The sequence below is a fragment of the Hymenobacter amundsenii genome, assembly GCF_002204745.1.
Lineage (GTDB): Bacteria > Bacteroidota > Bacteroidia > Cytophagales > Hymenobacteraceae > Hymenobacter > Hymenobacter amundsenii.
Genome location: NZ_NIRR01000004.1, coordinates 1 through 25,389 on the forward strand (window position 1 = coordinate 1; position 25,389 = coordinate 25,389).

The following is a 25,389-nucleotide window of genomic DNA, read 5'->3' on the forward strand; positions in this document are numbered from 1 at the left end:
GCCTGCCGCTAGCGTTCATCCTGAGCCAGGATCAAACTCTCCATTGTATAAATTACTACACTATGCCGAAGCATAGCTGATGTCAAGTGCTGATCCGACTCGATTTTCATTTGACGAGCTTTAGTGGGCTCCTCCCATGATTCGCTTTGTTGTCATCTTACCTCAATCAGGTAACGGAGCTTCTGGTTTCACTAGCTGTTTCCCGAAGGAAGCCAGCAGCGAAGCAGGTGCTTCGTTACTCGTTTTGTTTTTTCCAGTCATTCAAAGAACGTGTGCCGATGCCCCGTTGGGCGTCTGCAGTGGACTACTCTAAAAGAGTAGTCGGTGGTTGTTTTTAGCCCCTTCCGGTTGAAGCGGGTTGCAAAGGTAAACAGCTTTTCTCAGCTTGCAAGGAAAAGAAGGAAACTTTTTTTTGAAGCGCTTCTCGTTTCGCGGCTGTTTCCCCTTCCGGTTGAAGCGGGTTGCAAAGGTACACAGCTTTTCGCTTTTTCCAAGAACCGAAGCAGAAAATTTTATTTTTCTTTTCGGTGTCCTCAGCGCTTCCTGTGTTGTTTTCCCACTTATTATAGGGAAACAACGAGGTAACCACTGGTTGCACTTTTTCAAGGATGCTGTTCGAAAGAACGGCGGGTGAAAAGCGCTTCCGGTTGAAGCGGGGTGCAAAGGTAGCATACTGGGTTTCTACTTTGCAACTCCGGAGCAAAAAACTTTTTCAAGTCCTGGCTGCCGTAGCGGCCGGTCCCTTCCGCGTTTCGGATTGGGAGTGCAAAAGTGCGGCATCTATCCCGCTTTTGCAAGCTAGAAAGAGAAGTAGTTTATGAACTAAGCCAGTCGTAGTTTCGAGCAGGCTGTATTATAACCTTTTAGCATCCTGAATAAGTTCGCATCAGCTCTGATTTTTCTTCTTGTACTTCGATAAAGCGCAAAGAAACCTGGATTACAAGTCGTAATCCAGGTTTCGGGGAGGTTAAAATACCTTGCCTATTATGCCATGTGCAACGTGCTTACCCGGTCGGGGCCGACACTAACAATGCTTATAGGTACTTCCAGATGCTGCTCGAGAAAGTGAACATAGTCCTTAAGTTCCTGGGGAAGGGCCTGCGGATCGGTTATTTCCTGAAGATTGGTGCGCCAGCCGGGCAGACTTTCGTACACCGGCGTTAGCTTTTCCAAGTCGCCGTGGTCGGGCATGTGGTCAGTTTTATCACCGTTAGGCATCTGATAATGCGTACAGACCCGGATTTCATCGAATTCATCCAGCACATCGGCCTTCATGAGATGGATTTCGGTGACACCGTTCAGCATGATGCTGTAGCGTAAGGCCGGCAAATCAATCCAGCCGCAACGGCGCGGGCGGCCGGTAGTGGAGCCGAACTCGCGGCCGGCCTGGCGGATCTGCTCCCCTACCTCATCGTGCAGCTCGGTGGGAAAAGGCCCGCTGCCCACCCGGGTACAATAAGCTTTGCTGATTCCGTACACTTTATCGATGTGGCGCGGGGCAATACCTAAACCGGTGCAGGCACCGGCAACAATGGTACTCGACGATGTGACGTAAGGATAGGTACCGAAGTCGATATCGAGCATGGAGCCTTGAGCACCTTCGGCCAACACATTTTTACCTTGGCGGAGCAGGTCATTCAACAGATACTCTGTGTCGGTGAGTTGGAGGGTGCTCAGGAATTCGACGGCGGAAAAGAAATCGGCCTCGAATTCTTCAATTTCGAGGCCGCGGCCGTGGAATTCAGCAATCGTGGTATGGCGGGATACAGCCTCTTGGTAACGTTCTTGGAAGTCGGGCAGCAGGATGTCACCGACGCGCAGGCCGGTGCGGCCAATCTTATCTTGGTACGTGGGACCAATACCCTTCAACGTCGAGCCAATTTTGCTACCGCCACGGGCTTCTTCGCTAATGCGGTCGAGGGCGCGGTGCGAGGGCAGAATCAGCTGGGCTTTGCGGGAGATGTAGAGGTTCTGGCCCCAGTTCACGCCCCGGTCGGTGAGTTTCTTGAGCTCCTGACGGAATACTACGGGGTCGAGCACTACGCCATTACCGACTACATTAATGATGTGGGGGTGGAAAATACCCGAAGGCACCTGATGCAACACATGCTTGGTACCATCGAAGGTGAGGGTGTGACCGGCATTGGGACCACCCTGGAATCGGGCTACTACATCGTAGGTGGGGGCCAATACATCGACAATCTTGCCTTTGCCTTCGTCGCCCCACTGTAGGCCTACTAGTACATCAACGGGCATTACGCGGTTTTTAGGAGTTGAGCGGCCGCCGTTTCGTCGTCGGCCACGGAAAAAATAGCGTTCAGCTTGGTCAGCGCCAACATTTTGCGCGGATGGTCGGCAGGATTTACCAGCACTAGCTCACCGCCACGGCTGCGAAACTTGGTGAGCAGCGACACGAGAACCCCGATGCCTGTGCTGTTGATGTAGCGGATACCCGACAGGTCGACGGCGCAATGGAGCAGTTCTTCACCGAGGTGTTGGTCGACGCTCTGAAGCAGTTGTTGCGTATCGGGGCTGCCGATCAGGTCGCCGGAGAGGCGCACGAAGAGAATGCCGTCCTGGACGGCGGAATCAGTTTTCATTCGGTTGGAGGGCGGCGGCTTTGGCGCGGCAGTCGCCGCACACGCCATAAAGGTTCAAAGAGTGATGCAAGATATGGAAGTTGAGCAACTCCCCGACCATCGTCTGGATGCCATGGATGCGTGGGTCGCAGAACTCGACCACTTTGTGGCACTCGGTGCAGATGACGTGGTCGTGCTGACGGTAACCGTAACTCTTTTCGTATTGCGCTAAGTTGCGCCCAAATTGATGGCGGCTTACTAAGCCGTGCTCGACTAGTAGGTCCAGTGTGTTGTAAACCGTAGCCCGGCTTACCTGCAAGCCTTGCTCCTTCATGCCGGCATAGAGCTGTTCAACATCGAAGTGGCCAGTACGGGAGTATATTTCCTCCAGAATGGCGTAGCGCTCCGATGTTTTGCGCAGCCCTTTATTTTCGAGGTAGGCCGTGAAAATCTTCTTCACCTCCTCGTACTTTTCCTTATCGAGATGCTTCGTTGAAACTGCCATTTAAGGGGCCTTATATATAAGGAGTAGAAAACGTCCGTAAAGCAGCTCCCGCCCACCTGACAAAGGGCTCAGGAATTCGCTAACGAGGCTTTTTTTTGGACTGTTATATACTCGCGGTTTTGAGGAGTACTTTTTAGAGCCTTTGCATGATTATCGATTTAGACAATCATGTCAACACTCAGAGAAACGCCATTGCGCCTCACCCATAGTCAGGAGTCGAATCTATCGACAGCAAGCACGCCAGCCACCCGACTCAAGCGCTGAATGAGGCGGTCGAGGTGGGCGGTGTCATTCACAAAAACCATGATCTGACCATCGAAGATACCATCGTTCGAGTCCATCGTAATAGAGCGCATGTTCACTTTAAGGCTGGTGCTGATGATGCGCGTGACGTCGTTAACGAGGCCCACCCGGTCGGACCCCTTAATGCGGATACCAGCCAGAAAGGCCAACTCCAGTTGTTCGGTCCATTTGGCCCGTACAATGCGGTTGCCGAAGTTCGACATCATCTGCACCGCTTTGGGACAAGAGGTGCGGTGGATGTCAATGCCCTTATCGGTTTCGAAGCCGAACACATCGTCGCCGGGGATGGGGTTGCAACAGGGTGCAATGGTATAGTCGAACTTGTCGGTTCGCTCGCCGATGACCAGCATATTAGCATTCACGCCGCGTACTTTTTGCACCTCATGGTCGAAGGCGCGGGGCTCCAGCCGGGAGGGCAACCGTGGCGATTCGGCAGTGGCGTCAAAGACACTCTGCACGATTTCGCGGCCGTCGAGCTGGCCTAGCGCAATTCGATAGAAGAACTCGGATAGCGTGCTAATGTTGAAATGAGCAAGCAACCGGTTTAGGTTCTCCTGGTTGAGCTCCACCCCGAGCAGCTCCAGCCGTTTCTCTACCAGAAAGCGGCCGTCTTCAGACTTGGCTTTGCGGTCGTCGCGGAGCCAGTCTTTGATGCGGGTGCGGGCCTTGGAAGTGGTTACATACTGCAACCATTCCTCGGTGGGCTTCTGCTTTTGCGAGGTCAGAATCTCAACCTGGTCGCCGTTGCGCAACTGGTAGCTGAGGGGTTGCAGCTTCTGGTTGACCTTGGCCCCAAGGCATTGCATGCCGATTTGGGAGTGAATTTCAAAGGCGAAGTCCAGCGCCGTGGCCTTATCGGGCAGAATGATGAGCTTGCCCTTGGGGGTAAAGGCATACACTTCCTTCACGAACAGGTTCTGGCGGAACTCGTCCATGAATTCGAGGGCGCTGGAGTTGTTGGTTTCCAGCATCTCGCGCACTTTATTGATCCAAGCTTCCAGCGTCGATTCGGGCTGGGGCGTACCGGTTTCCTTGTACTTCCAGTGAGCGGCGTAGCCCTTCTCGGCAATATCATCCATGCGGCGGCTCCGGATCTGCACCTCCACCCACTGGCCAGTGCGCGACATAACGGTGGTGTGCAGGCTCTCGTAGCCGTTGGCCTTGGGCGTACTCACCCAGTCGCGCAGGCGGTCGGGGTTGGGCTGGTAGAAATCGGTGACGATACTGTATACCTGCCAGCAGGCGGCCTTCTCCTGTTCCGGCGGCACGTCTAGAATCACGCGGACGGCAAACAAGTCGTACACCTCATCGAAGGTGATGTTCTGCTTGCGCATCTTTTTAAGGATGGAATAGATGCTTTTGGGCCGGCCTTTCACTTCGTAGGCAAAGCCCTGGGCCTTGAGTTCTTCGTCAATAGGCTGCACGAACTCCTTGATAAAGCGGTTGCGCGCCGTGCGGGTCTGCCGCACCTGCACCGCCAGCTCCTGGTACACTTCCGTATCGGTGTACTTCAAATGGAGGTCTTCCAGCTCCGTTTTAATAGCATAGAGGCCCAGCCGGTGAGCTAATGGAGCATAGAGATAGATAGTCTCGGACGAGATTTTGAGCTGCTTATGCCGGGGCATCGACTCCAGGGTCCGCATGTTGTGCAGGCGGTCGGCGAGCTTGATAAGAATTACGCGCACGTCGTCGGAGAGCGTGAGCAGCATTTTGCGGAAGTTCTCGGCCTGCTCGGAGGTGCCGTAATCGAACACGCCCGAGATTTTGGTGAGCCCGTCGACAATGCGGGCCACCTTGGGGCCGAACTCGCGCTCTACGTCGGCCACTTCCCAGGGCGTATCCTCCACCACATCATGCAGCAGGGCTGCTACAATGCTGGTAGTGCCGAGGCCAATTTCCTCCACCACAATCTGGGCAACGGCCAACGGATGCATAATATAAGGCTCGCCCGATTTGCGGCGCATCTCCTTGTGCGCTTCCAGGGAAGTATTGAAGGCCTTCTTGATAAGCTTGGCGTCGCCGGGCTTGAGGGAGGGTTTGGCGGTGCGGAGCAGGCGGCGGTATTGGCGCAGGATTTCCTGGCGTTCTACTTCGGGGTCGATAACGGTGGACATGGCAGGCAGGCGGCACCCGATGGTGCCCAAAAGAGCGAGTAGCGAAGGTACGACACCAAGCCGGACGCATTCCATTAAAAGTAACAAGAACAAGGCGCACTTGGTGCGGGAAAGCCGCAATGCGCAGCTTATACGGCGCGCATCAGGCCCTGAGGCTCCCTGAAGTACTCTTGGGCAATAAAACGCACGACGGAAGCGGTGCGCAACGACTCTTCATAATGGCTGCGCAACAGTTTAGCAACAGGTTGTTGCGAAAGACGTTGGTTTTGTAAAGAGGCTTGCGTAGTTTTGCGCCCCCGAGGTTAATGACCTCGCGACGCGGATGTGGCGAAATTGGTAGACGTGCCAGACTTAGGATCTGGTGCCGCAAGGCGTGTGGGTTCGAGTCCCTCCATCCGCACAAAGTGGGTTTCAGCTTGGCTGAAATCATTTTTAAACCCTCAACCCACCCGTTGGGGGTTTCTTTTTTAGGCCCCAACGTAGCACTTTTAACCGACCCATCACTTTGGACATTACCCTCGACAAGCAAGACGACCAGCTTCATGCCATCCTGACAGTGAATCTCACGGAGGCCGACTACGCCCCCGCTGTGGAGAGCAAGCTGAAAGAGTACAGCAAGAAGGCCCAGATCAAGGGCTTCCGCCCGGGCAAGGTGCCCGTTACGCTCGTGCGCAAAATGTATGGTAAAGGTATTTTGGTGGACGAAATCAACGGTTTGCTGGGCAAGTCGGTGGATGAGTACATCAAGGAGAACGATATCAAAATCCTGGGCGAGCCCCTGCCGGTAGCTTCCGACATCGACTTCGATGCCCAGAAAGAATACGCTTTTCAGTTCGAGCTGGGCCTGCTACCCGATTTCGAACTGCCCGCCGACCAGGCCGTGACCGTTGACCGCCACAAAGTGAGCCTCGACGAGAACACGCTGAAAGAAACTTACGAGCAGCTGGAGCGCCAGTTTGGCGAAACCACCGAGCCCGAAGCCGCCGAAGCCGGCGATTACCTGCTGGGCAAGTTGCGCAAGGAAGGCGAGGAAGGCGAAGGCCGCATGGTGATGCTGCCAACCAACAAGCTCCAAAACGACACTGATAAGTTTATGGGTGCCAAGCCCGAGGACGTTATTACGTTTGACTTCAAAAGCGCCTTCGGTGGCGACGCTAAAGTAATTGCTGGCTTCACTGGCATGAGCCAGGAAGAGGCTGGTTCGCTGGAAGGCCCTTACACCCTGACCGTGGAAAAGGTAGAGCGCACGACGCCCGCCGAATTCAACCAGGAGCTGTTCGATAAGGTATTCGGGAAGGACATTGTGACGTCGAAGGAGGATTTCGACGAGAAGGTAAACTCCACCGTACTGGAGAACTACGATAGGGAGTCCGACAACCTGATGAATCGGCAGATCATCGACAAGATGTTGGAGAACGTCACCATCGAGTTGCCCCAGGAGTTCTTCAAGAAGTGGTTGCTGCGTGCCAACGAAGGTAAGCTGACGGCAGAGCAGATTGAGGAGCATTACGACGACTACGCCAAGGAGCTGAAGTGGTCGATGATCCGCAACAAAGTGGTGGAAGCCAACGAGCTGAAGGTGGCCAACGAGGAAATCGTAGACCGCACGATGCAGAAGATTCTGGGTCAGTTCAACATGGAAATGACGCCCGAGCTCGAAGAGTCGGTGCGTGGTTTCGCCGACAACTTCCTGCGTCAGGAGAACGGCAAGAACTACGTGCAGGAGTACGAAGCCATTCTGGCAGAAAAAGTACTGGAAAACCTGCGCGGCAAAGTTGTTGTTAACGACAACGAGATTACGGCCGAGGACTTCCGCAATCAGAACGCCGGCTAAGCGCCGTCATTCTTCCGGTTTTCGAACCACCAAAACAAGCCCTTACTTGTCGTAGGGGCTTTTTTTATTGAGAAGTTAGGAGACAGAAGTTAGGAGTTAGAATCATTCTTGCTCTTTAACAACTACTGCTTGCCTCTCAATTCTAGCTCCTAACTTCTATCTCCTAATTCCTTTTTTCTCTCCATGCTGAATAAACAAGAGTTCCGCAAGTTCGCCGTGAAAGGCCAGGGCCTGAATGGCCTGGGCGTTGACCAATACCTAAGCCACGTGGAAGGCCAAGTGCGCAATGGCATGATGATGCCTTCCAACATGACCCGCTCGGTAATTGAGGAGCGCCCGACGCGCTTCGCCGAAATCGACGTTTTCTCCCGCCTCATCATGGACCGCATCGTGTTCCTGGGTACGGCCGTAGACGATTATGTGGCCAACATCCTGACGGCGCAAATGCTGTTCCTGGAGTCGGTTGATGCCAAGAAGGACATTCTGCTTTACATCAACTCGCCCGGTGGTTCGGTGTATGCCGGCCTCGGTATTTACGACACCATGCAGTATGTGAACCCCGACGTGGCCACGATCTGTACTGGCCTGGCGGCCTCGATGGGCGCCGTACTGCTGGCCGGTGGTGCCAAGGGCAAGCGTTCGGCTCTCCCCCACGCCCGCGTGATGATTCACCAGCCTTCGGGTGGTGCGCAAGGTCAGTCGTCGGATATCGAAATTACGGCCCGTGAGATTCTCAAGCTCAAGAAGGAGCTGTACGACATTCTGGCCGACCATACGGGCAAAACCTACCAGGAAATTCACGACAACTCCGACCGCGACTACTGGATGCGGGCTGATGAGGCCAAAGAATACGGCCTGATTGACGAGGTGCTCGAAAAGAAGAAAGCCGAGTAAGTGCACGGCTGAACAAGAACGGCTCAGGCTAAACGGAGCTGGAACCTGGTGCCCTTTTTCGGGAGTGGCGCCGTTTTTACAACCGTTGCTGATTCGTTCTCTATCAACTGAATACCTAAAAAAGCCGCTTCGGCGGGCTTTTTTAGGTATTATAGCGGTAACCTCAACGGCACGTTTTTACCGCTGTTAGGCGTTGGCCTTTTCGTACCTTTGAAGTAGGGTTGGGCAAACGCCCCTCCTCTCCCCTATCCAGCGAGTTCCCTTGGCAATGGCAGATATTACGTGTTCTTTCTGCGGCAAGAGCAAAAAAGACGTTACAGTGATGATTTCGGGCATCAATGCCCACATCTGCGAGCGGTGCGTAGGGCAGGCCCAGCAGATTTTGAACGAGGAGAATAAAATCCGGTCCAATTCCAAGACTCCGAAGTTCAACCTCGTGAAGCCGCGGGAGATGAAGGAGTACCTCGACCAGTATGTGGTGGGCCAGGACGAAGCAAAAAAGGTGATGTCGGTGGCCGTGTACAACCACTACAAGCGCCTGATGCAAACGCCGCAGAAGGACGACGTGGTGATTGAGAAGTCGAACATCATTATGGTGGGCGAAACCGGCACTGGCAAAACGTTCCTGACCCGGATGCTGGCCAACATCCTGCAAGTGCCCTTCTGCATTGCGGACGCCACCGTACTCACGGAGGCCGGTTACGTGGGCGAAGATGTGGAAAGCATCCTCACCCGTCTGCTGCAAGCTGCCGATTACAACGTGGAAGCGGCCGAGCGCGGCATCGTCTACATCGACGAAATCGACAAGATTGCTCGCAAGAGCGACAACCCCAGCATAACGCGCGACGTGAGCGGCGAGGGCGTGCAGCAGGCCATGCTGAAGCTGCTCGAAGGCACCACCGTGAACGTGCCGCCCCACGGTGGCCGCAAGCACCCCGAGCAGAAGATGATTACGGTGAATACCGAAAATATCCTCTTCATCTGTGGCGGGGCTTTCGTGGGCATTGAGCGCATCATCAAGAACCGCCTCAACACTAAGCCCATCGGGTTCGCTAAAACCCAGCTCGACGAGAAGGTGGACACCAATAACTTCCTGCGCTACGTGACGGCCCAGGATCTGAAGTCGTTCGGACTGATACCCGAGCTGATTGGTCGCCTGCCGGTGCTCACCCACCTCAACCCCCTCGACCACGCCACGCTGCGCAAAATCCTGACCGAGCCCAAGAACTCCATCGTCAAGCAGTACCAGCGCCTCTTTGACATGGAAGGCATCGAGTTGAGCTTCTCGGAAGGGGCTCTGGAGTACATCGTGGTGAAGGCCGACGAGTACCGCCTCGGGGCCCGGGGCCTGCGCAGCATCTGCGAAGGCATTATGACCGACGCCATGTTCGACATGCCTTCGGAAGAAGGCGTAAAGGAACTGGTTATCGATGAGGACTACGCCCGCAGCAAGTTCGAGCAGACCGCCATTAAGCAGTTGAGGGCGGCGTAACTGTTTCAGTAGACAGAAAAAGAAAAGCCCCTGTACAGGGGCTTTTCTTTTTCTGTCTACTATGCCTCAAACTCATTTCCTTTTGGCATTGGCTCGTTGTAGTTGCCCGAACCGAAAGGGTCTGAAAAGAACATCTCTTTCCCATGGATTGTACGAACATACTGAGCAATAGCTACTGCATGATACGGTAAACCAATATCTTCTCCTGTAGGTGACAGTTCGTAATGCTGATTTAATTGTAAAAAACCAACTATAGTTGCTTCACTATTTTGCCACGGTAGGCCTTTACCTACCCCTCGGATTTTATTCCAGTGATCCTGATTTTCAGTATCAAAATCAGGTATAAGAAAATAATATTTAGTCAATCCTGACTCATTTTTCAGAATAGGCCCTTGCTTGATTTCCATTTGCTTTATTTATTAGGTGAATACTTTTACTTTATTTCTTAATTAGACTTCGTTACCCCCTCAAATACCCCACCATCAACCCAGCCGCTTTCTCGGCGGATTTCTGCTGCCCCAGCTTCGCATGAATCTCGGCGTAGCCGGCTTTCTGCTGGGCGATAAAGGCTTCGTCGGCAGTGATTTTCTTGAGTTCGGTAACAAGATTGCGGGAGTTAAAATCGCTCTGGATGAGCTCTTTTACGACTTCCTTGCCCGCAATCAGGTTGACAAGGGAAATGTAGGGCACCTTGATAACGGCCTTGCCTATGGCGTACGACACGGCGCTGGTGCGGTAGCACACCACCTGGGGCACGTTGAAAAGGGCTGTTTCGAGCGTAGCCGTACCGCTGGTGACCAGGGCGGCGGTGGCGTGGGCCAGCAGGTCGTAGGTCTGGTCGAAGAGGACGCGGACGTTGTTGCGCTCGAAGTGGGCGTAATAGTTGCGCTCTAGGTTATCGACCCCGGCCACGATGAACTGGTAGTCGAGGAAGGGCGGCAAAATGGCCAGCATTTCGTAGAGCATCTCCTCGATTTCCTGCTTGCGCGAGCCGGGCAGCACCGCAATAATGGGCCGCTGGGGGTCGAGGCGGTTACGCTCGTAGAAGTCGGTGGAAGGCTCGAATTCGCCCACGCTGTCGGCAATGGGGTTGCCGATATAGTCTACTTTATAATCGAAACGCTGGTAGAACTCCTGCTCGAAGGGCAGAATCACGAACATGCGGTCGACCAAGGCCTTTACCTGATGCACCCGACCCTGGTTCCAGGCCCATATTTTGGGCGAGATGTAGTAGAACACCTTTAGGCCGGCGGCTTTGGCGAACTTGGCCACCCGCATGTTGAACCCAGCGTAATCGACCAGAATCACTACGTCGGGCTGCCAGGCCAGCAGGTCGCGCTGGCACTCTTTGAGGTAGCCGCGAAATTTGAGGACGCTGGTAGCGGCTTCCCAGAAGCCCATGATGGCCATTTCCTGGTAGTGGCGCACCATTTCGCCGCCCTCGGCCTGCATCAGGTCGCCGCCCCAGAAGCGGAATTCGGCGGCCGGGTCCTGGTTGCGCAGTTCCTGCATGAGGCTGGATGCGTGAAAATCGCCGGACCGCTCGCCCGCTATCAGGTAGTACTTCATTCTTTTAGATTAAACCTGGCCGTCAGGCTCCGCAACGCGAAGCATATCGCGGGCTGACGTTGCCAAAATAACTTGATTCCTGATGAGCAAAATGCTTCTTCTCCGGCCTAACACGCCACATGCTCAGCACGACAGTTCCGAAACTTACGCTTCCCCGTAGTATTCGACGAAGTTGCGGGGGGTTTCGTAGAGCTTGAGGCAGTGCAGGCGGGCGGGGGAAATCTGCTCGATTTCGGGCTGGAGGATCTTCCAGAAAGCTACGACCAGGTTTTCGGTGCTGGCTAGCTGGCCCTGCATAAAAGGCACGTCGATGTTCAGGTTTTTGTGGTCAACCTGATCGATGACGTGGGTACGGATAAGGGTGCTGAGCTCCTTGAGGTCGATGACGAAACCGGTTTCCGGATCGGGCTGGCCCTTAACCGTGACAATGAGGTCATAGTTGTGGCCGTGCCAGTTAACATTGGCACAGGGGCCGAACACTTCGCGGTTGCGCTCCTCGCTCCACTTAGGGTTGTGGAGCTTGTGGGCAGCGTTGAAGTGTTCCTGGCGGCTGATGTATATCATTTTAAAATCGGATGGTCGGAGGAATTTGGGGCTTTACTGACGCGCTGGGCAGGTTGTAGCCCGGCCGTGCTGAGCGGTGCACAGAAGCTCACAGGAAGTGGCTTCTGTGACACCCACTTTTTGGGTTCTGGGCTTCGTTCAGGCTAAGAGAAATAGAACGCAGACCGTTACGAGCCCATTCGGCGCAGCAAATATACGAAGAACGGTACGCCGAACAGGGCCGTGACCAGGCCCACGGGCAAGCCAGCGGGTGGGTAGAGCAGGCGGGCCAGCAGGTCGCAGAGGACCAGGAAATTGCCGCCCAGCAACGCGCAAAACAGGATGTTGCCCCGGCCCGTGGTGCCCAGCAACCAGCGTGTGATGTGCGGAATAACCAAGCCCACGAACCCAATGGGGCCACACAGCGCTACCACGGTGCCCGTAAGCCCCGAGGCAATCAGCAGCAGCAGCCACCGCGTACGGGCCACGGGCAGGCCCAGAGCAGTGGCCCGCTCCTCTCCCAGCAGCAGCAGGTTCAGGTTGTTGCGTAGCAGTGCCAGTGCCCCCAGCCCCAGCCCTATGGCCACCGCCGGGTAGGGCAAAGTGGCCCAGCTGGCCCGCTCGAACCCGCCCAACGACCAGAACGTGATGGTGCGCAGCTTCTCCTCGGTGGCGGCCAGAAACGTGAGCAGCCCGCCCAGCGCCGTAGTCAGGGAGCCCAGGGCCACGCCGGCCAGCAGCAGCAGCGTGGGCACGATCCGGCCGCGCCGGCTGCCCACCACCACCACTACCAGCGTGGTACCCAGGGCCCCGACTAGGGCCGCTAGCGGGGGCATATAGAGGCCCGCCAACGTGAGCCCGGGCAGAAACATAAACGTGAGGCTGGCTCCTAACGCGCCCCCCGAGGCTGTGCCGAGCAGGTAGGGGTCGGCCAGCGGATTGTTTACCATCGCCTGCATCACGTAACCGCTCACGGCCAGCCCCGCGCCGGCCAGCAAGGCCAGTAGCAGCCGGGGCAGGCGCAGCTCCATCAGCACGAGTTGGGCCGGGTCGCGGGCATCGTAGTGGAGCAGCGCGCGGCCGATCAGGGCATAATCGGTTTCGTAGCTGCCCACCCGCAGGCCCACGGCCAGCAGGCCCGCCATCAGCAGCAGACACGCCAGAATCCAGGGTAGCGCGGGGCGGCTCATGGCGCGGGAGGAGCCCAGATGAGCCGGCGCAGCTCCCGCACCGACTCCACTACCCGCGGGCCGGGGCGCGACATCAGGTCGTCGGTGGTGCCGTACACGCGGCGGGTTTGGTAGGCGCGGAGTCGTTTGAGTTCGGGATACAGCCGGAAGAACGTACTGTCGAGCTGGCCGATGCTTCCGCCGAGTAGCACCTCCGGGTTGAGCTTGAGGATGTATTCGCGGGTGAGGGCGGGGTAGGGCTGGGCGAATTTTTCCACCACCGCGTTCTGCCCCCCCGCTAGCCAGATTTTATCGGTGAACAGCGTATTCTGGCCATACGCGTAAATCGGGTCCTGCCAGGTAATGGCCAGTACTGTAGCGGCCCGCCGGGGCCGGGGCAGCGCCTGAATGGCCCGCAGCTCGGCCCGCAACGAATCGGTGAGGCGGCGCGCCTGGGGCTGGCGACCCAGGATGCGGCCCAGGTCGGTGAGTCCTTGGAAGATGTCCTCTACCTTATCGTACTGCTGGTAATAGACCGGAATACCCAGCTCCTGCAACCGTTGGGCATCGGCTTCCGACGTGATGCCGGTGGTAGTGAATACCACGTCGGGCCGCAGGGCCACGAGGCGCTCCAGATCGAGCGGGTAGCTGCTAACCACGGGTTTGCGTAGCGCGGCCGCAGGATAGTCGCAGACCTGGGTTCGGGCCACGATGGTCGCCGTATCGGCCACGGCGTAGAGCATTTCGGTCATAGAAGCCGCCAGCGCCATAATGCGGCGCGGGTGAGCGGGCACCGTGAGGTTACGGCCTAAATCGTCGCGCAGGTGCTGGGGCGCGGCTTCGGCCGCGGGCAGGACGGTGGTTGCGGGCGCATCGGGGCGGCAGGCGGCCAGCAGCAGCGGCAGGCAGTAGCAACCGAAACGGACGAAGGATGGGCGAAGCATGGGCGCAAAGGTAACCGGCCGGTTGGGAGCAGGAAATAAGAATAGTAGTTCCGACGCAGGAGGAATCTCGCGTGCTGACGCTGGATTTGCATTACAACGTCAGCACGCGAGATTCCTCCTGCGTCGGAATGACCGTTCCTGATTTCGGACTTCTCCCCTGTTCAGCCCGGCTACGGCTACCTTCTGCGGCCCGTTCCGCGTATGCTGGTTACTTTTGAGCTTAACTCTTCTGCCTTATGATCGTCGTCACCGGAGCGGCCGGCTTTATTGCCAGTGCCCTCGTTACCCGCCTAAACGCCGCCAATTTCAACGAAATAGTGGTGGTCGACAACTTCACCAACGAGCGGAAGCTGCTCAATCTTTCGGGGAAGCACCTGCAGCAGTACGTCGATCGGGAGGAGTTTTTTCCCTGGCTCGATGAGCACCATGCCGACGTGGAATTTATTTTCCACCTCGGAGCCCGTACCGATACCACCGAAACCAATCGCGACCTGCTCAACATCCTCAACCTCGAGTACTCGAAGCAGATGTGGCAGGCCTGCTGCCAGTACCAGTTGCCGATGGTGTACGCCTCCTCAGCCGCAACCTACGGCTCGGGCACGCTGGGCTACTCCGACGATGATGCCCTGCTCCCGCTGCTGCGGCCGCTTAACCCCTATGGCGACTCCAAAAACGATTTCGACAACTGGGCCGTGCAGCAGCCGGAAAAGCCGTTTTTCTGGGCGGGCCTGAAGTTCTTCAACGTGTACGGCCCCAATGAGTACCACAAGGGCCGCATGGCTTCCGTGATTCTGCACGCCTTCCGCCAGATTACTGAAACCGGTTCCATGACGCTCTTCCGCTCCCACAACCCCGACTACGCCGATGGCGAGCAGCAGCGCGACTTCGTGTACGTGAAAGACGTAGTGGACGTGTGCATGTTTCTGATGCAGACCCGCCGGCATTCCGGCATTTACAACCTCGGCACCGGAGAAGCCCGCACTTTCCTCGACCTCACCTTGAGCACGTTTGCCGCGTTGGACCGCCCCGCCGATATCCACTTCCGCGACACGCCCGAGGATATCCGCGACACCTACCAGTACTTCACCCAGGCCGATATGAGCAAGCTACGCGGCATCGGCTACGAGCGGCCCTTCACCCGCCTCGAAGACGGCATCAACGACTACGTGCGCCAGTACCTCGTACCCGGGGCTTACTATTAACAGGGTTATTTAACGGCTTTTTTGGCTTGAAAACAGGCGACAACTAGTTACCTGTGAGGCTGCTATTATACTTGTTAATAGTTCGGGCCGCCGCACGGGCGTTAAATAAACGTGTGACAATCACAATTAGCGCGTGGCCTTCTCGCGCTCAAGCCGGGCAATCATGCGCTTCATTTCGGCAATTTCGCGCTCCTGGGCCTTGATGATATCATCGGCTAACTGGCGTACTTCCGGGTCTTTGATGTCGGCCCGTTTGCTGACCATGATGGCAATGGAATGGTGGGGAATCATGGCCTTCATCCAAAGCGTATCATCAACGAATGTCTGGGCCCGGACCATCAACAGGGAGGCAATGAAGAGCGAAATGCTCCCCGTAATAATCAGCCCGTTGCGGGTCTTGTTGGGGTACATCTTCAGCATGAAAAGCAGCATGACCACCGCCATACTCGCAATCATGAGCACGGTCATGTAAAAGCGGGTGAGGCTGAAGTACACGTGGTCGAACTCGTACGTGTTGAAATACATCACGACGTACATGATGACGAACGACACGCCGAGCATGACGAAAAAGCGGCGGTAGTGGCTTTGTTCCATAAAAGAGAGGAGAAGCTGACGGGTAGAAGTGATGAGCATTCTACGTCCGGAAAAGGGTTCGTGCCAAATCTTACCCCAATTCTGCCCAAGATCTGCCCGAATTATGTATGCCGTTGCTTGGACGCATCCAACAGCTACCGGGTTTTGGTGAGCTCGGGCAGCAACCGGAAATACGTGGCCACGAAGCGGTTGTCAACGACCTCGCCCTGCACTTCGGCCCGCCGAATTTTCTGGCAGAAACCATCCTTGGCGTGGGCGTCGCCGTGGGAATCGATGTTGGTGCCGTCGAGGAAATAGGCGTGCCCATTCAGGCGGATGGCCAGGTCGCAGCTCTTGCCCGGCAGACCCAGCTGGCACTGCCCGCAGGAGGCCTCTACTACCTGTAAGGACTTGGTTTTGTCGGGCGCGACCGACGCTTTAGGAGCCGATTGGGCCAGCGCGGCCGTGGCGGGCCCGGCAGCCAGCAGGCCCAGCAGGAGCAGAATTTTCATGGCAAAAACGGTTAGCGAGAGCCGGAATATAGCCAAAAAGCCCGTCGGGCCGGCTATACCGGTGGCCGACGGGCTCCAGGGTGTTACGCTAAGCCGTCCGGGCTACGGAAACTTGGGGAATTTGTCGAAGTCGGGCTCGCGCTTGTCCACGAAGGCATTGCGGCCTTCCTTGGCTTCCTCGCTCAGGTAGTAAAGCAGCGTGGCGTTGCCGGCCAACTCCTGAATTCCGGCCTGGCCATCGAGTTCGGCATTGAAGCTCGACTTCACCATACGAAGAGCTAACGGGCTGCGCTTGAGAATTTTGTGGCACCAGGCGACGGTAGCTGCCTCCAGCTCGGCCAGGGGCACCACTTTGTTTACCAAGCCCATATCGAGGGCTTCCTGGGCGTCGTACTGGTCGCAGAGAAACCAGATTTCGCGGGCCTTTTTCTGCCCTACAATACGGGCCAGGTACGAGGCCCCGAAGCCGCCATCGAACGAGCCAACCTTCGGGCCGGTCTGGCCGAAGCGGGCGTTATCGGCGGCAATGGTCAGGTCGCAAACCACGTGCAGCACATGGCCGCCCCCAATGGCCCAGCCGGCCACCATGGCAATCACGGGCTTGGGCAACGAGCGAATCAGTTTCTGCAAATCGAGCACGTTGAGGCGGGGCACGGCGTCCTCACCGATGTAGCCACCGTGGCCGCGCACGCTCTGGTCGCCGCCCGAGCAGAAGGCCTTGCCGCCCTCGCCGGTGAGAATGACCACCCCGATATCGGTCCGGTCGCGGCAGATGTGCATGGCCTGAATCATCTCGTCCACCGTGAGCGGCGTGAAGGCGTTATGCACCTGGGGCCGGTTGATGCTGATTTTGGCGATGCCGCCGGCCTGGGTGAAGAGGATTTCTTTGAACTCCTTGATCGGGGTCCAGGTGATTTGTTCGGACATAGAAAGGTGTCGTTTTGGGTGCGGCGAAACAGCTTATCACGGCCGCGCCGCAAGGTTATACATGAGCCAACGCAAGCAACCGTGATAAGCTGTTGCCTGCATCAGCCTACTAAGTTGTTAGGCAAAAGCCAATTTCACGGCTGTACGGTACTGCTCGAAAAAGGCAGCGTTGGTTTTGCTGTCGGTGAATATTTCGAGAATGGCCGCGCCGCCTTCGGCTGCGAGGAAAACCGGCAACGCGGCCTCAAGTTCAGTAAAAGTAGCAACCGGAAAGTAGCGCAGCCCAAAATCCCGGGCTGTATTCTCGGCCGTTAGGGTTTGGCGGGTCTCGAAGAACTCCTCCAGCTCGGGCTGCTGGCGGGGCCCATCGATGAGCCGGAAAATGCCCCCGCCGTGGTTGTTGAACAGCACCACCCGCAGGTTGGGCGTGGGGTAGTTGTGCCAGAACGCGTTGCGGTCATAAAAGAAGGCCACGTCGCCCGTCAGCAGCACCACCGGCTGCGCCGGCTGGGCCAGCGCCGCACCCACGGCCGTGCTCGTGCAGCCATCAATGCCGCTGGTGCCCCGGTTGGCGAATACTTCGATTTGCCGGCCCTGTGGGATGCCCAGGATGTTGGCGTACCGCACCGCCATGCTGTTGGCCAGGTGTAGGGCCGTGCGGTTCAACAGTGTGCTCAGAACCTGGTGAAAAGCCGAAAATTCGTTGAATGGCTGGTCATCAGCTGTGAAAAAAGCGGCCAGAAACGCTGTGGCTGTCGTTTCGGCCTGCTGCCAGGGTTGCAGGATTTCGCGCACCGGTAGCTCGGCCGATTCCCAACGCGCAAAAAAATCAGCTGGCGCGCACCGTACGACTTGCGTGAGGCTACCAAACGTATCGGCCACTGGGCCGCTGGCTTGAATATGCCAGTGCTCTTTGGGTTTCGCAGTGCGCAAAAACAGTTTCAGGCTTTTTGAAATCAACGACTGACCGCAGGTAATAAGTAGGTCAGGTTGGAGCGCGTTTTTATCAGCCGCCGACAGGCCCGCCAGAAATACGTCCTGGTGCGTTATGAACTGCTCAGCCGGTGCGGGAAGTAAGCTGGAAACGGCAGGAAAATAGGCACTTCCAACTTCTGAGGCATTTTCTCTTAGGGGCACCATGCCCGTCAAATTGCCAATAACATCACTCACGACGGGAGCTCCGAAAACGGCGGCGAATTTGGCTACCGCCGCCGTTAGCTTGGCGTTGGCAGGCTGTTGCCCCATCACCACCAGAATGCGCATCTCTGGCTTAAGTAGCTGATAAACCCCTAAATCAAGGGAGGTATGAGACCGAGTGCCTCCAAGCTCGTCATCCCGAATAATCTTCACGTCCTGCTCGTACTCAATTTCCTCCTTCGGATAAAACGGCTCCCGCAGCGGAATATTCACCTGCACCGGCCCGGCGGGCGCGGCTTGCGTCAGGTTGATGGCCTCGTTGATAATGCGCCCGGCGTGCCACTTGGCGTCAGGGTGGCTAGTATCGGGGGGGAAATCAAACGCGCCCTTGGCGTGGGCGCCGTAGAGGTTGCGCTGGCGGATGGTCTGGCCGTCGAGTTGGTCGATCCACTCCGGAGGTCGGTCGGCGGTGAGGATGAGCAGCGGTATCTGTTGGAAAAAGGCCTCGGCCACGGCCGGCGCGTAGTTGAGGCCGGCCGTGCCCGAAGTGCACACCAGCACTACCGGCCGCCGCGTGGCCTGGGCAATGCCCAGCGCGATAAACGCGGCGGCCCGCTCGTCGGGCACCACCCGCAACTTGCCCTGGTAGGCCGGGTGCCGGGCAAAGGCCAGCGTCAGGGGGGCCGAGCGCGAGCCGGGCGACAGCACAACGTCGGTAATGCCATGCTGGGCGCAGATTTCGGGTATGTTGTGGACGGCCTGAAGGCTGGACATGGCAGAAGTTAAGGGAGAAGTACTCGTGGAAGCCCAGTGTTATCTGAGAGTAGGTCTTGCCTGCTTTTATATCGAAATATCGTCAGGATTAACGCCCACTATAAGCAGGATTTCGCACGCTAAATCGTATAAATATTCGCGCTCCTCAGTATCGAATTCAATAATATCCCACTCTTCTAGATATTCCTGCACAGCTAGCGTCAGGGGCTTACTGCCAGGTGCCAGTGTGGCTATGCAGGATTGCAGAAAACGCAAAAAATCGACCAGCGCCACCTGCATTTCCTGCTGCGTTTCTTCCGAGGACGGCATTAATCCCCGTTGGTCCCAGTCGGCCAAAGGAAAATTATTGCGGGTAACATAGGATTCAAGTTTCTGAAAAAGGGTGGTTTGCATAATAAAAAAAATAGTGAGGTAGGTAGAAATCACCCTCCCAGAACCGCGCCCACGGTTCGGAGTTTTAGCTCCGTTTCCTGCCATTCGCGGGTGGGGTCGGAGTCGGCGGTGAGGCCGGTGCCGGCGTAGAGCACGGCCTGGCCGGGGCGCAGCTGGAAGCAGCGCAGGTTCACATAGAGATGGGCCGCGCCGGGCTCGGGTAGGTTCACGGGCCCCAGGAAACCGGCGTAGTAGGCCCGGTCGTACCCCTCGTGCTGGCGGATGAAATCCAGGGCCGCCTGCCGGGGCATGCCGCTTACGGCCGAGGTAGGGTGCAGCAGCCGCAGCATATCGGTGCCGAGCGTGGCAAAGGGCACATTGTGCAAATCCACGGCGAAATCGGTGCGCAGGTGCAGCACGTCGCCGGCGGCTACGGTGCGGGGCCCCGTTTCCTGGTATTCGCGCAGCCGCAGCTGTTTGAAGCAATTCACGATGTAGCGGGCTACCAGGGCCTGTTCCTCAATCTCCTTCTGCCGCCAGATGGCCTCGCTGGGTTGGTGGCCGGGCAGCAGGGGCTGGGTGCCAGCCAGCGCCATCGTCCGGAACACTTGGTCGTCGCCCACTTCGGCCAGCACTTCGGGCGTGGCGCCCAGCCAGGTGCCCGCCCCCGGCGCACTCACCAATGATACAAAAGCGTTAGGGTAGCGCTGCTGCAACTGCTCGAAGGCGGCCAGCGCATCGAAGCCGGCCGGCAGCGCTTGGTGCACGGCCCGGCTCGATACCACCTTCTGCACCGTGCCGGCCCGGATGGCGGCTACCCCGGCAGCTACCAGGGCCTCATACTCGGGCTGAGAAGCTGGTTTTGGGGCGTGGCGGGGCCGCACGTGCCAACCGAGCGGGGCGGAGCGGGGTAGGGCCGCGAACTGCTGCCGCAACTCGGGTAGCCGGCCGGCAGCGGCGGCGCTAACCAGTACTTCTTCGGGATGGGCCAAATCGAAGAAAACGTCGGCCGGCAGAAACAGGGGCGGATTATGGTCGGAATCCTGGAACGGAAAGAATGCGAAACCAGCCGGGGCGGTGGCCTCCAGGGCCGGGGGCAAGCCCACGTAGGCCGCCTCCACCCGCAGGCTCAGACAAAGCCGCGCCTGGGTTGCGCCGGGCAGCCGCCACAAAGCCACCGGCCGGCCGCTGCTCAGGGCCAGGGCCACCAGTTGCCGCAGCCGCTGGGGCGGCGTCAGATCAGGATTCCAGGCAACGGATTGGAGCATGTTGGGAAGGGCTTGGGAGCTTAGGGTTTGGGGGAAAAGAACGTCATGCTGAGCGAAGGCGTAGCCGTAGTCGAAGCATCTCTACCGCTTCGTTGCGATTATGTGGAGTTGGCATTGCGGTAGAGATGCTTCGACTGCGCTCCGCTTTGCTCAACATGACGTTCCTTCTTCTCACTTCTCCACATCAATCACCGCCATCGTAATGCGGCTTATGCAGACCAGGGCGCCGGTTTGCTCGTGGGTGATGCGGATTTCCCAGACCTGGGTGCGGCGGCCGACATGCAGGGCCGTAGCCCGGCCGACCACGTAGCCCTCACGGACTCCCTTGATATGGTTGGCGTTGATTTCGAGGCCCACGCAGGCTTGTTTGGTAGGGTCGGGCAGGCGGGTGTGGGCGGCGATACTGCCCAGGGTTTCGGCCAGGGCCACCGAGGCGCCGCCGTGTAGCAGGCCCATGGGCTGGTGGGTGCGACCATCAACGGGCATGCGGCCTTCGAGGTACTCGGGGGTGATGGCTGTGAGTTCGATGCCCAGCGCATCGGCCAGGGTGGGGCGGGTGCTTACCCACTGCTTAAGTTGGTCGAGCTTCATAGGGGAAAAGAGAAGAGGGGCGCAGTGTAAACCGGCCAGCAGCCAAAAGTTGCCGCAGACCCGGGCAAACCAAAGAAACTTCTGCTCAAAAGGGCCGAAAGCTTGCAGCTTGCAGCCTGAAGCTTGTAGCTTTAAAGAGCTTTAGAAATCAAACCGCAAAACTAGGGGGAAAGTGAGCGTCAAAAAAATATACCTGATTCGCCACGGGCAAACCGATTTCAACGTGCGCGGCATTGTGCAGGGCAGCGGGGTCGATTCGTCGCTCAACGAGTCCGGCCGGCGGCAGGCGGCTCGCTTTTTCGCGGCCTACCGCCATGTGCCCTTCGCCAAAGTGTACACGTCGCTGCTGCGCCGCACCCACGAGTCGGTGGCCGGGTTTCTGGAGCTGGGCCTGCCCCACGAGCAGCACGGCGGCCTCAACGAAATTAGTTGGGGCACCCGCGAAGGCACCCGCATTACGCCCGAAGAAGACGAAGAATATCACGGCGTGCTCCAGGATTGGCGGGCCGGCCGTACGGCCTCCTGCCTGACGGGCGGCGAAAGCCCGGAGCAGGTAGCGGCCCGCCAGCGCCCATTTATCGAGCTGCTCCTGAGCCGGCCCGAGGAGGAAACGGTACTCGTGTGCATGCACGGCCGGGCTATGCGGGTGCTGCTGTGCCAGCTGCTTGGCTATCCACTCAGCCAGATGGAACACTTCGAGCACCGCAACCTGGGCCTCTATGAGCTCGATTATACCGGCTCGCTCTTTACGGTGCGCAGTTTTCTGGATACCCGGCATTTGCACGATGCCGAATGAAGGCTGCCGGAGCCTGGCTGGCAGCGGCTGTGGCAGCGGCCGCGAGTGTATTGCTTGCCGGTTGCCATCCGAAAACTGCCCAGCCGCCGGAAGCCCGGGCGCTACAACCCCTGGTTGCCGTCCCGGTAGCGTCCGTTGCCAAGCCTGCGCCGGAAGATACTGCCTCGACTAAATTCGTCTGCTACTTTCCGGAGAGCTGCTACCGGCTGGCAGCGCCCGTTGCCGCCCCACCCGCTATGCAACACCAAGAGCTGGCGGGCCGGGTATTCGTGTACTTTATGGTTGACTCACTGCTTAACAAGCACGATTTCAGGATAGCCTGCGCCCGCCTGACCTGGAAGAGCACGGGCCGCCAGTACGCGGCGGATTGTCAGCACCTGACCCCAACTCAGCAACGAACTCTATTGGCGCTGGTGACGCCCCTGATCCAGCCGTTGCGCTTCGCCCACTACCGCCTCAACCGTAAAGGCTGCGGACAGGAGCGCTGGACCATGCCGGTAACCTTCCGGTAGCGGCGGAGTATTGTTTGCGGGCTGCCGCCAAGGGCGCTCAGGCAATAAAATCCCGGGCAGGCGAAAATTCGCTGTTTTCTAGCGTTTTGGCGAAGATGGGGTTTGGTTTGCACCCCCGGATTTTCGGGCTAATTTTGGCCCTACTAAACTCAACGACGACGACGCAGATGGCCGAACTCATAAAAATGCCCAAGATGAGCGACACGATGACCGAAGGGGTTATCGCGGCGTGGCTCAAAAAAGTAGGCGACAAGGTAAAGTCAGGCGACGTGCTGGCCGAAGTGGAAACCGATAAGGCCACCATGGAGCTCGAAAACTACGAGGATGGCACCCTGCTCTACATCGGCCCCAAAGAGGGCGAGGCTGTGGTCGTGAATGGCCTGTTGGCCATTGTGGGCAAAGAAGGAGAAGATATTGCGGCTTTGCTCCAGGACGCCGAAGCGGCCACCGCCAAGCTTGCCGCGGGCGAAGAAGAAGCGCCCGTAGCCGAAGCCCCCGCACCTGCCCCAGCCGCTCCCGAAGCGCCTAAAGCCGAAGCGCCCGCGCCCAAAGCCGCCGAAGCCCCGGCCCCGGCGGCTCCTAAAGCCGACGCCCCAAAGCCCGCTGCTCCGGCTGACAACGGCAAGAAGGCAACCGTTATCCGGATGCCCAAGATGAGCGATACGATGACCGAAGGCACCATTGCCGCCTGGCTGAAAAAAGTGGGCGACAAGGTGAAATCGGGCGATATTCTGGCCGAAGTGGAAACCGATAAGGCCACTATGGAGCTGGACAACTACGAAGATGGTACCCTGCTCTACATCGGCCCTAAAGAAGGCGAGGCCGTGCCCGTCGACGGTGTGCTAGCCATTATCGGCGAAGAAGGCGCCGACGTGCAGGCCCTGCTCGGCGGCCAGAGCGATGATGCTGCTGCTGCGCCGGCCGCTGCTGAAGCCACCGCTCCCGCGTCTGTTTCTACCTCAGCTGCCGCCCCGGCTGCCGAAGCCGCGCCAGCCGTAACCGGTGGCCGCATCTTCGCCTCGCCGCTGGCCAAAAGCATTGCCAAGGATAAGGGCATTGATCTGAATACCGTGAAGGGCTCGGGCGAGAACGGCCGCATCGTGTCGCGCGACCTCGAAGACGTGGCTGCTTCGGCCGCGCCGGCCCAGGCGGCTTCCCCAGCGGCTTCGGCTTCGGCCACCACCGCTCCGCAGTCGGAATACATTAAGGCCGCTTTGCCCGAGCAGGCCGCCCCGAAAGCAGCCCCGACGGCCCAACAACCAGATGCAGGCACCTACACCGATACGCCGGTGTCGCAGATGCGCAAGGTTATTGCCCGCCGCCTCTCCGAGAGCCTGTTTACGGCCCCGCATTTCTATCTGACGATGGAAATCCTGATGGATCGGGCCATGGAGGTGCGTACCCAGCTCAACGGCCTCTCACCCGTCAAGCTCAGCTTCAACGACCTGGTCATCAAGGCTGCCGCCGTAGCCCTACGTCAGCATCCGGCCGTAAACTCCTCGTGGCTGGGCGACCGAATCCGCCAGAACCACGTCATCAACATTGGGGTGGCCGTGGCTGTCGATGAGGGCCTGCTGGTGCCGGTGGTGCGCAACGCCGACGGCAAGGGCATGTCGCAGATTGCGACTGAAGTGAAGGAGCTGGCCGGCAAGGCTAAGAGCAAAAAGCTCCAGCCCGCCGAGTGGGAGGGCAGCACCTTCACCATCAGCAACCTGGGCATGTTCGGCATCGACGAATTTACTGCCATCATCAACCCGCCCGATGCCTGCATCCTGGCCGTAGGCGGCATCAAGCAGACCGCCGTGGTGAAGGACGGCGAGCTGGCCATTGGCAACATCATGAAGGTAACGCTCAGCTGTGACCACCGCGTGGTGGACGGTGCTACCGGCGCGGCCTTCCTGCAAACGCTCAAAAGCCTGCTCGAAGACCCGTTGCGCATGCTTATCTAACTGGGCCACGTTTACTTATTGCTTTGGAAAAGCCAGCCCTTGCCGGGGCTGGCTTTTTCGATAGGTCGGGCGTGGCGTCGGGCAACGGCGGCCCCGCCCGCGCCGCTGGTTCCGGCATTGTATGGTAACTTCCGCCACGCCGGCGCGGCCCGGTTTTCCATTCTCCCCTCGCTCATTTCTATGCACAAGTATGCAGTGGCCTTTGTGGCCGCCACGTTGGTCGTTACGGCGGCCACGGCCCAGCAGCGGCCCGCCCTCACGGCTTCGGATTACGCCAAGGCCGAACAGTTTCTGAGCTACAACACCCAGCCCCTGGTAGACGGCAGCGCCGGCCCACCCAACTGGCTGGCCAACGACCGGTTCTGGTACCGCGTCTTCACGGCCCGGGGCGCGGAATTCGTGCTGGTGGACCCCGCCCGCAAAACCCGCACCGCAGCCTTCGACCAGGCCCGGCTGGCCGCCGCGCTTTCCCAGGCCAGCGGCAAGACTTACGAGGCCAACCGGCTGCCGTTCCGCAGCTTCACGTTTTCGCCCGACGAGAAAACCATAAACTTCGCGGCGGCGGGTAAAACCTGGCAGTACGCGGTGGCCAGCGGCCTGCTGACCCCCGCCCCGGCCGCAACTCCCGTTGGGGGCGGGGCTGCTTTGCGGGTGCGCTACCGGTAATCGAAGAACAAAAATGCGAATAACAGTTTTTCTTAATTAGGCCTGTTTGCCGACAATATTTCTAGTCATGATGCTTGATAAATGATAATATCATGATAAAGTGAATTTTATTTGAAAAAATAATAATAAGAGTTGCTACATTGGCAGCCCCGATTCGCCCGTTG

Annotated in this window: 24 protein-coding genes and 1 tRNA gene; 9 read left to right on the forward strand and 16 right to left on the reverse strand. The window is 58.0% G+C overall.

Annotation, left to right across the window (positions count from 1 at the left end; translation table 11 throughout):
- Positions 1-984 precede the first annotated feature (984 nt).
- From CDA63_RS04075 to CDA63_RS04090, 4 genes are all read right to left on the reverse strand, one after another.
- On the reverse strand, positions 985-2,256 hold the full coding sequence (locus tag CDA63_RS04075; RefSeq protein WP_088463180.1) for an adenylosuccinate synthase: 1,272 nt from the start codon (positions 2,254-2,256) through the stop codon (positions 985-987).
- Positions 2,256-2,600, reverse strand: coding sequence for an STAS domain-containing protein (locus tag CDA63_RS04080; RefSeq protein ID WP_088463181.1), 345 nt, complete (start codon positions 2,598-2,600; stop codon positions 2,256-2,258). Before CDA63_RS04080 ends, CDA63_RS04075 begins: the two co-directional genes overlap by 1 nt.
- Positions 2,590-3,084 (reverse strand): Fur family transcriptional regulator, encoded by a 495-nt coding sequence (locus CDA63_RS04085; protein WP_088463182.1) that lies wholly within the window; start codon positions 3,082-3,084, stop codon positions 2,590-2,592. Before CDA63_RS04085 ends, CDA63_RS04080 begins: the two co-directional genes overlap by 11 nt.
- Positions 3,085-3,293: 209 nt before the next feature.
- Positions 3,294-5,501: a RelA/SpoT family protein gene (locus CDA63_RS04090; protein WP_088463183.1), complete on the reverse strand. Its 2,208-nt coding sequence runs from the start codon at positions 5,499-5,501 to the stop codon at positions 3,294-3,296.
- Between the two features lie 318 nt (positions 5,502-5,819).
- On the opposite strand from CDA63_RS04090, the gene CDA63_RS04095 reads away from it, so the two are divergent.
- The 4 genes from CDA63_RS04095 (at position 5,820) to clpX (ending at position 9,721) form a co-directional block, all read left to right on the forward strand.
- Positions 5,820-5,901 (forward strand) — tRNA-Leu (locus CDA63_RS04095).
- A gap of 105 nt (positions 5,902-6,006) precedes the next feature.
- Positions 6,007-7,335 (forward strand): trigger factor, encoded by a 1,329-nt coding sequence (tig, locus tag CDA63_RS04100; protein WP_088463184.1) that lies wholly within the window; start codon positions 6,007-6,009, stop codon positions 7,333-7,335.
- Positions 7,336-7,518: 183 nt separating this feature from the next.
- Positions 7,519-8,229, forward strand: coding sequence for a ClpP family protease (locus tag CDA63_RS04105; protein ID WP_088463185.1), 711 nt, complete (start codon positions 7,519-7,521; stop codon positions 8,227-8,229).
- A 268-nt stretch (positions 8,230-8,497) separates the two neighbouring features.
- On the forward strand, positions 8,498-9,721 hold the full coding sequence (clpX, locus tag CDA63_RS04110; RefSeq protein WP_088463186.1) for an ATP-dependent Clp protease ATP-binding subunit ClpX: 1,224 nt from the start codon (positions 8,498-8,500) through the stop codon (positions 9,719-9,721).
- Positions 9,722-9,780: 59 nt separating this feature from the next.
- Here clpX and CDA63_RS20305 read toward each other — a convergent pair whose 3' ends face one another.
- From CDA63_RS20305 to CDA63_RS04130, 5 genes are all read right to left on the reverse strand, one after another.
- Positions 9,781-10,128, reverse strand: coding sequence for a hypothetical protein (locus tag CDA63_RS20305; RefSeq protein WP_126546724.1), 348 nt, complete (start codon positions 10,126-10,128; stop codon positions 9,781-9,783).
- Positions 10,129-10,180: 52 nt separating this feature from the next.
- Positions 10,181-11,290 carry a lipid-A-disaccharide synthase gene (gene lpxB, locus CDA63_RS04115; RefSeq protein WP_088463187.1) on the reverse strand — a complete coding sequence of 370 codons (1,110 nt, stop codon included), beginning with the start codon at positions 11,288-11,290 and terminating at the stop codon, positions 10,181-10,183.
- Positions 11,291-11,434: 144 nt separating this feature from the next.
- Positions 11,435-11,854 (reverse strand): 6-pyruvoyl trahydropterin synthase family protein, encoded by a 420-nt coding sequence (locus CDA63_RS04120; RefSeq protein ID WP_088463188.1) that lies wholly within the window; start codon positions 11,852-11,854, stop codon positions 11,435-11,437.
- A 167-nt stretch (positions 11,855-12,021) separates the two neighbouring features.
- Positions 12,022-13,023 carry a FecCD family ABC transporter permease gene (locus CDA63_RS04125; RefSeq protein WP_088463189.1) on the reverse strand — a complete coding sequence of 334 codons (1,002 nt, stop codon included), beginning with the start codon at positions 13,021-13,023 and terminating at the stop codon, positions 12,022-12,024.
- Positions 13,020-13,946: an ABC transporter substrate-binding protein gene (locus CDA63_RS04130; RefSeq protein ID WP_088463190.1), complete on the reverse strand. Its 927-nt coding sequence runs from the start codon at positions 13,944-13,946 to the stop codon at positions 13,020-13,022. Before CDA63_RS04130 ends, CDA63_RS04125 begins: the two co-directional genes overlap by 4 nt.
- Before the next feature lie 236 nt (positions 13,947-14,182).
- Here CDA63_RS04130 and rfaD point away from each other — a divergent pair, with 236 nt between their 5' ends.
- Entirely contained in the window at positions 14,183-15,148 is a 966-nt protein-coding gene (gene rfaD / locus CDA63_RS04135) for an ADP-glyceromanno-heptose 6-epimerase (protein ID WP_088463191.1), read from the forward strand.
- A gap of 126 nt (positions 15,149-15,274) precedes the next feature.
- Here rfaD and CDA63_RS04140 read toward each other — a convergent pair whose 3' ends face one another.
- From CDA63_RS04140 to CDA63_RS04170, 7 genes are all read right to left on the reverse strand, one after another.
- Complete coding sequence (locus CDA63_RS04140; protein WP_088463192.1) at positions 15,275-15,742, reverse strand: DUF305 domain-containing protein; 468 nt, start codon at positions 15,740-15,742, stop codon at positions 15,275-15,277.
- A 134-nt stretch (positions 15,743-15,876) separates the two neighbouring features.
- Positions 15,877-16,233, reverse strand: a complete 357-nt coding sequence (locus CDA63_RS04145) for a DUF6370 family protein (protein ID WP_199797488.1) — start codon at positions 16,231-16,233, stop codon at positions 15,877-15,879.
- Positions 16,234-16,335: 102 nt separating this feature from the next.
- Entirely contained in the window at positions 16,336-17,160 is an 825-nt protein-coding gene (gene menB, locus CDA63_RS04150) for a 1,4-dihydroxy-2-naphthoyl-CoA synthase (protein WP_088463193.1), read from the reverse strand.
- Positions 17,161-17,277: 117 nt separating this feature from the next.
- Positions 17,278-19,071, reverse strand: a complete 1,794-nt coding sequence (gene menD, locus CDA63_RS04155; protein WP_088463194.1) for a 2-succinyl-5-enolpyruvyl-6-hydroxy-3-cyclohexene-1-carboxylic-acid synthase — start codon at positions 19,069-19,071, stop codon at positions 17,278-17,280.
- A gap of 66 nt (positions 19,072-19,137) precedes the next feature.
- On the reverse strand, positions 19,138-19,464 hold the full coding sequence (locus CDA63_RS04160) for a hypothetical protein (protein WP_088463195.1): 327 nt from the start codon (positions 19,462-19,464) through the stop codon (positions 19,138-19,140).
- A 29-nt stretch (positions 19,465-19,493) separates the two neighbouring features.
- Positions 19,494-20,711 (reverse strand): chorismate-binding protein, encoded by a 1,218-nt coding sequence (locus tag CDA63_RS04165; protein WP_088463196.1) that lies wholly within the window; start codon positions 20,709-20,711, stop codon positions 19,494-19,496.
- Between the two features lie 171 nt (positions 20,712-20,882).
- On the reverse strand, positions 20,883-21,302 hold the full coding sequence (locus CDA63_RS04170) for a hotdog fold thioesterase (RefSeq protein WP_088463197.1): 420 nt from the start codon (positions 21,300-21,302) through the stop codon (positions 20,883-20,885).
- Between the two features lie 172 nt (positions 21,303-21,474).
- Here CDA63_RS04170 and CDA63_RS04175 point away from each other — a divergent pair, with 172 nt between their 5' ends.
- The 4 genes from CDA63_RS04175 (at position 21,475) to CDA63_RS04190 (ending at position 25,225) form a co-directional block, all read left to right on the forward strand.
- Positions 21,475-22,098 (forward strand): histidine phosphatase family protein, encoded by a 624-nt coding sequence (locus CDA63_RS04175; protein WP_088463198.1) that lies wholly within the window; start codon positions 21,475-21,477, stop codon positions 22,096-22,098.
- Positions 22,099-22,334: 236 nt separating this feature from the next.
- On the forward strand, positions 22,335-22,610 hold the full coding sequence (locus tag CDA63_RS20310; protein ID WP_126546725.1) for a hypothetical protein: 276 nt from the start codon (positions 22,335-22,337) through the stop codon (positions 22,608-22,610).
- Between the two features lie 167 nt (positions 22,611-22,777).
- A complete protein-coding gene (locus CDA63_RS04185; protein ID WP_088463200.1) occupies positions 22,778-24,559 on the forward strand; it encodes a pyruvate dehydrogenase complex dihydrolipoamide acetyltransferase in 1,782 nt (593 codons plus the stop codon).
- A 180-nt stretch (positions 24,560-24,739) separates the two neighbouring features.
- The gene (locus CDA63_RS04190) at positions 24,740-25,225 is read left to right on the forward strand and encodes a hypothetical protein (RefSeq protein WP_088463201.1); all 486 of its coding nucleotides are present in this window, start codon (positions 24,740-24,742) and stop codon (positions 25,223-25,225) included.
- The last annotated feature ends 164 nt before the right edge of the window (positions 25,226-25,389 follow it).

Excerpts from the sequence above, each read along its gene's own strand:
- CDA63_RS20310 (WP_126546725.1), top strand. The coding sequence starts at position 22,335 with ATGCAACACCAAGAGCTGGCGGGCCGGGTATTCGTGTACTTTATGGTT.
- CDA63_RS04145 (WP_199797488.1), bottom strand. The coding sequence starts at position 16,233 with ATGAAAATTCTGCTCCTGCTGGGCCTGCTGGCTGCCGGGCCCGCCACG.
- CDA63_RS04125 (WP_088463189.1), bottom strand. The coding sequence starts at position 13,023 with ATGAGCCGCCCCGCGCTACCCTGGATTCTGGCGTGTCTGCTGCTGATG.
- CDA63_RS04130 (WP_088463190.1), bottom strand. The coding sequence starts at position 13,946 with ATGCTTCGCCCATCCTTCGTCCGTTTCGGTTGCTACTGCCTGCCGCTG.
- CDA63_RS04090 (WP_088463183.1), bottom strand. The coding sequence starts at position 5,501 with ATGTCCACCGTTATCGACCCCGAAGTAGAACGCCAGGAAATCCTGCGC.
- CDA63_RS04165 (WP_088463196.1), bottom strand. The coding sequence starts at position 20,711 with ATGCTCCAATCCGTTGCCTGGAATCCTGATCTGACGCCGCCCCAGCGG.
- CDA63_RS04140 (WP_088463192.1), bottom strand. The coding sequence starts at position 15,742 with ATGGAACAAAGCCACTACCGCCGCTTTTTCGTCATGCTCGGCGTGTCG.
- CDA63_RS04120 (WP_088463188.1), bottom strand. The coding sequence starts at position 11,854 with ATGATATACATCAGCCGCCAGGAACACTTCAACGCTGCCCACAAGCTC.
- CDA63_RS04190 (WP_088463201.1), top strand. The coding sequence starts at position 24,740 with ATGCACAAGTATGCAGTGGCCTTTGTGGCCGCCACGTTGGTCGTTACG.
- CDA63_RS04080 (WP_088463181.1), bottom strand. The coding sequence starts at position 2,600 with ATGAAAACTGATTCCGCCGTCCAGGACGGCATTCTCTTCGTGCGCCTC.
- CDA63_RS04185 (WP_088463200.1), top strand. The coding sequence starts at position 22,778 with ATGGCCGAACTCATAAAAATGCCCAAGATGAGCGACACGATGACCGAA.
- clpX (WP_088463186.1), top strand. The coding sequence starts at position 8,498 with ATGGCAGATATTACGTGTTCTTTCTGCGGCAAGAGCAAAAAAGACGTT.
- CDA63_RS04075 (WP_088463180.1), bottom strand. The coding sequence starts at position 2,256 with ATGCCCGTTGATGTACTAGTAGGCCTACAGTGGGGCGACGAAGGCAAA.
- CDA63_RS04170 (WP_088463197.1), bottom strand. The coding sequence starts at position 21,302 with ATGAAGCTCGACCAACTTAAGCAGTGGGTAAGCACCCGCCCCACCCTG.
- CDA63_RS04160 (WP_088463195.1), bottom strand. The coding sequence starts at position 19,464 with ATGCAAACCACCCTTTTTCAGAAACTTGAATCCTATGTTACCCGCAAT.
- CDA63_RS04105 (WP_088463185.1), top strand. The coding sequence starts at position 7,519 with ATGCTGAATAAACAAGAGTTCCGCAAGTTCGCCGTGAAAGGCCAGGGC.
- CDA63_RS20305 (WP_126546724.1), bottom strand. The coding sequence starts at position 10,128 with ATGGAAATCAAGCAAGGGCCTATTCTGAAAAATGAGTCAGGATTGACT.
- menB (WP_088463193.1), bottom strand. The coding sequence starts at position 17,160 with ATGTCCGAACAAATCACCTGGACCCCGATCAAGGAGTTCAAAGAAATC.
- CDA63_RS04085 (WP_088463182.1), bottom strand. The coding sequence starts at position 3,084 with ATGGCAGTTTCAACGAAGCATCTCGATAAGGAAAAGTACGAGGAGGTG.
- lpxB (WP_088463187.1), bottom strand. The coding sequence starts at position 11,290 with ATGAAGTACTACCTGATAGCGGGCGAGCGGTCCGGCGATTTTCACGCA.
- menD (WP_088463194.1), bottom strand. The coding sequence starts at position 19,071 with ATGTCCAGCCTTCAGGCCGTCCACAACATACCCGAAATCTGCGCCCAG.
- rfaD (WP_088463191.1), top strand. The coding sequence starts at position 14,183 with ATGATCGTCGTCACCGGAGCGGCCGGCTTTATTGCCAGTGCCCTCGTT.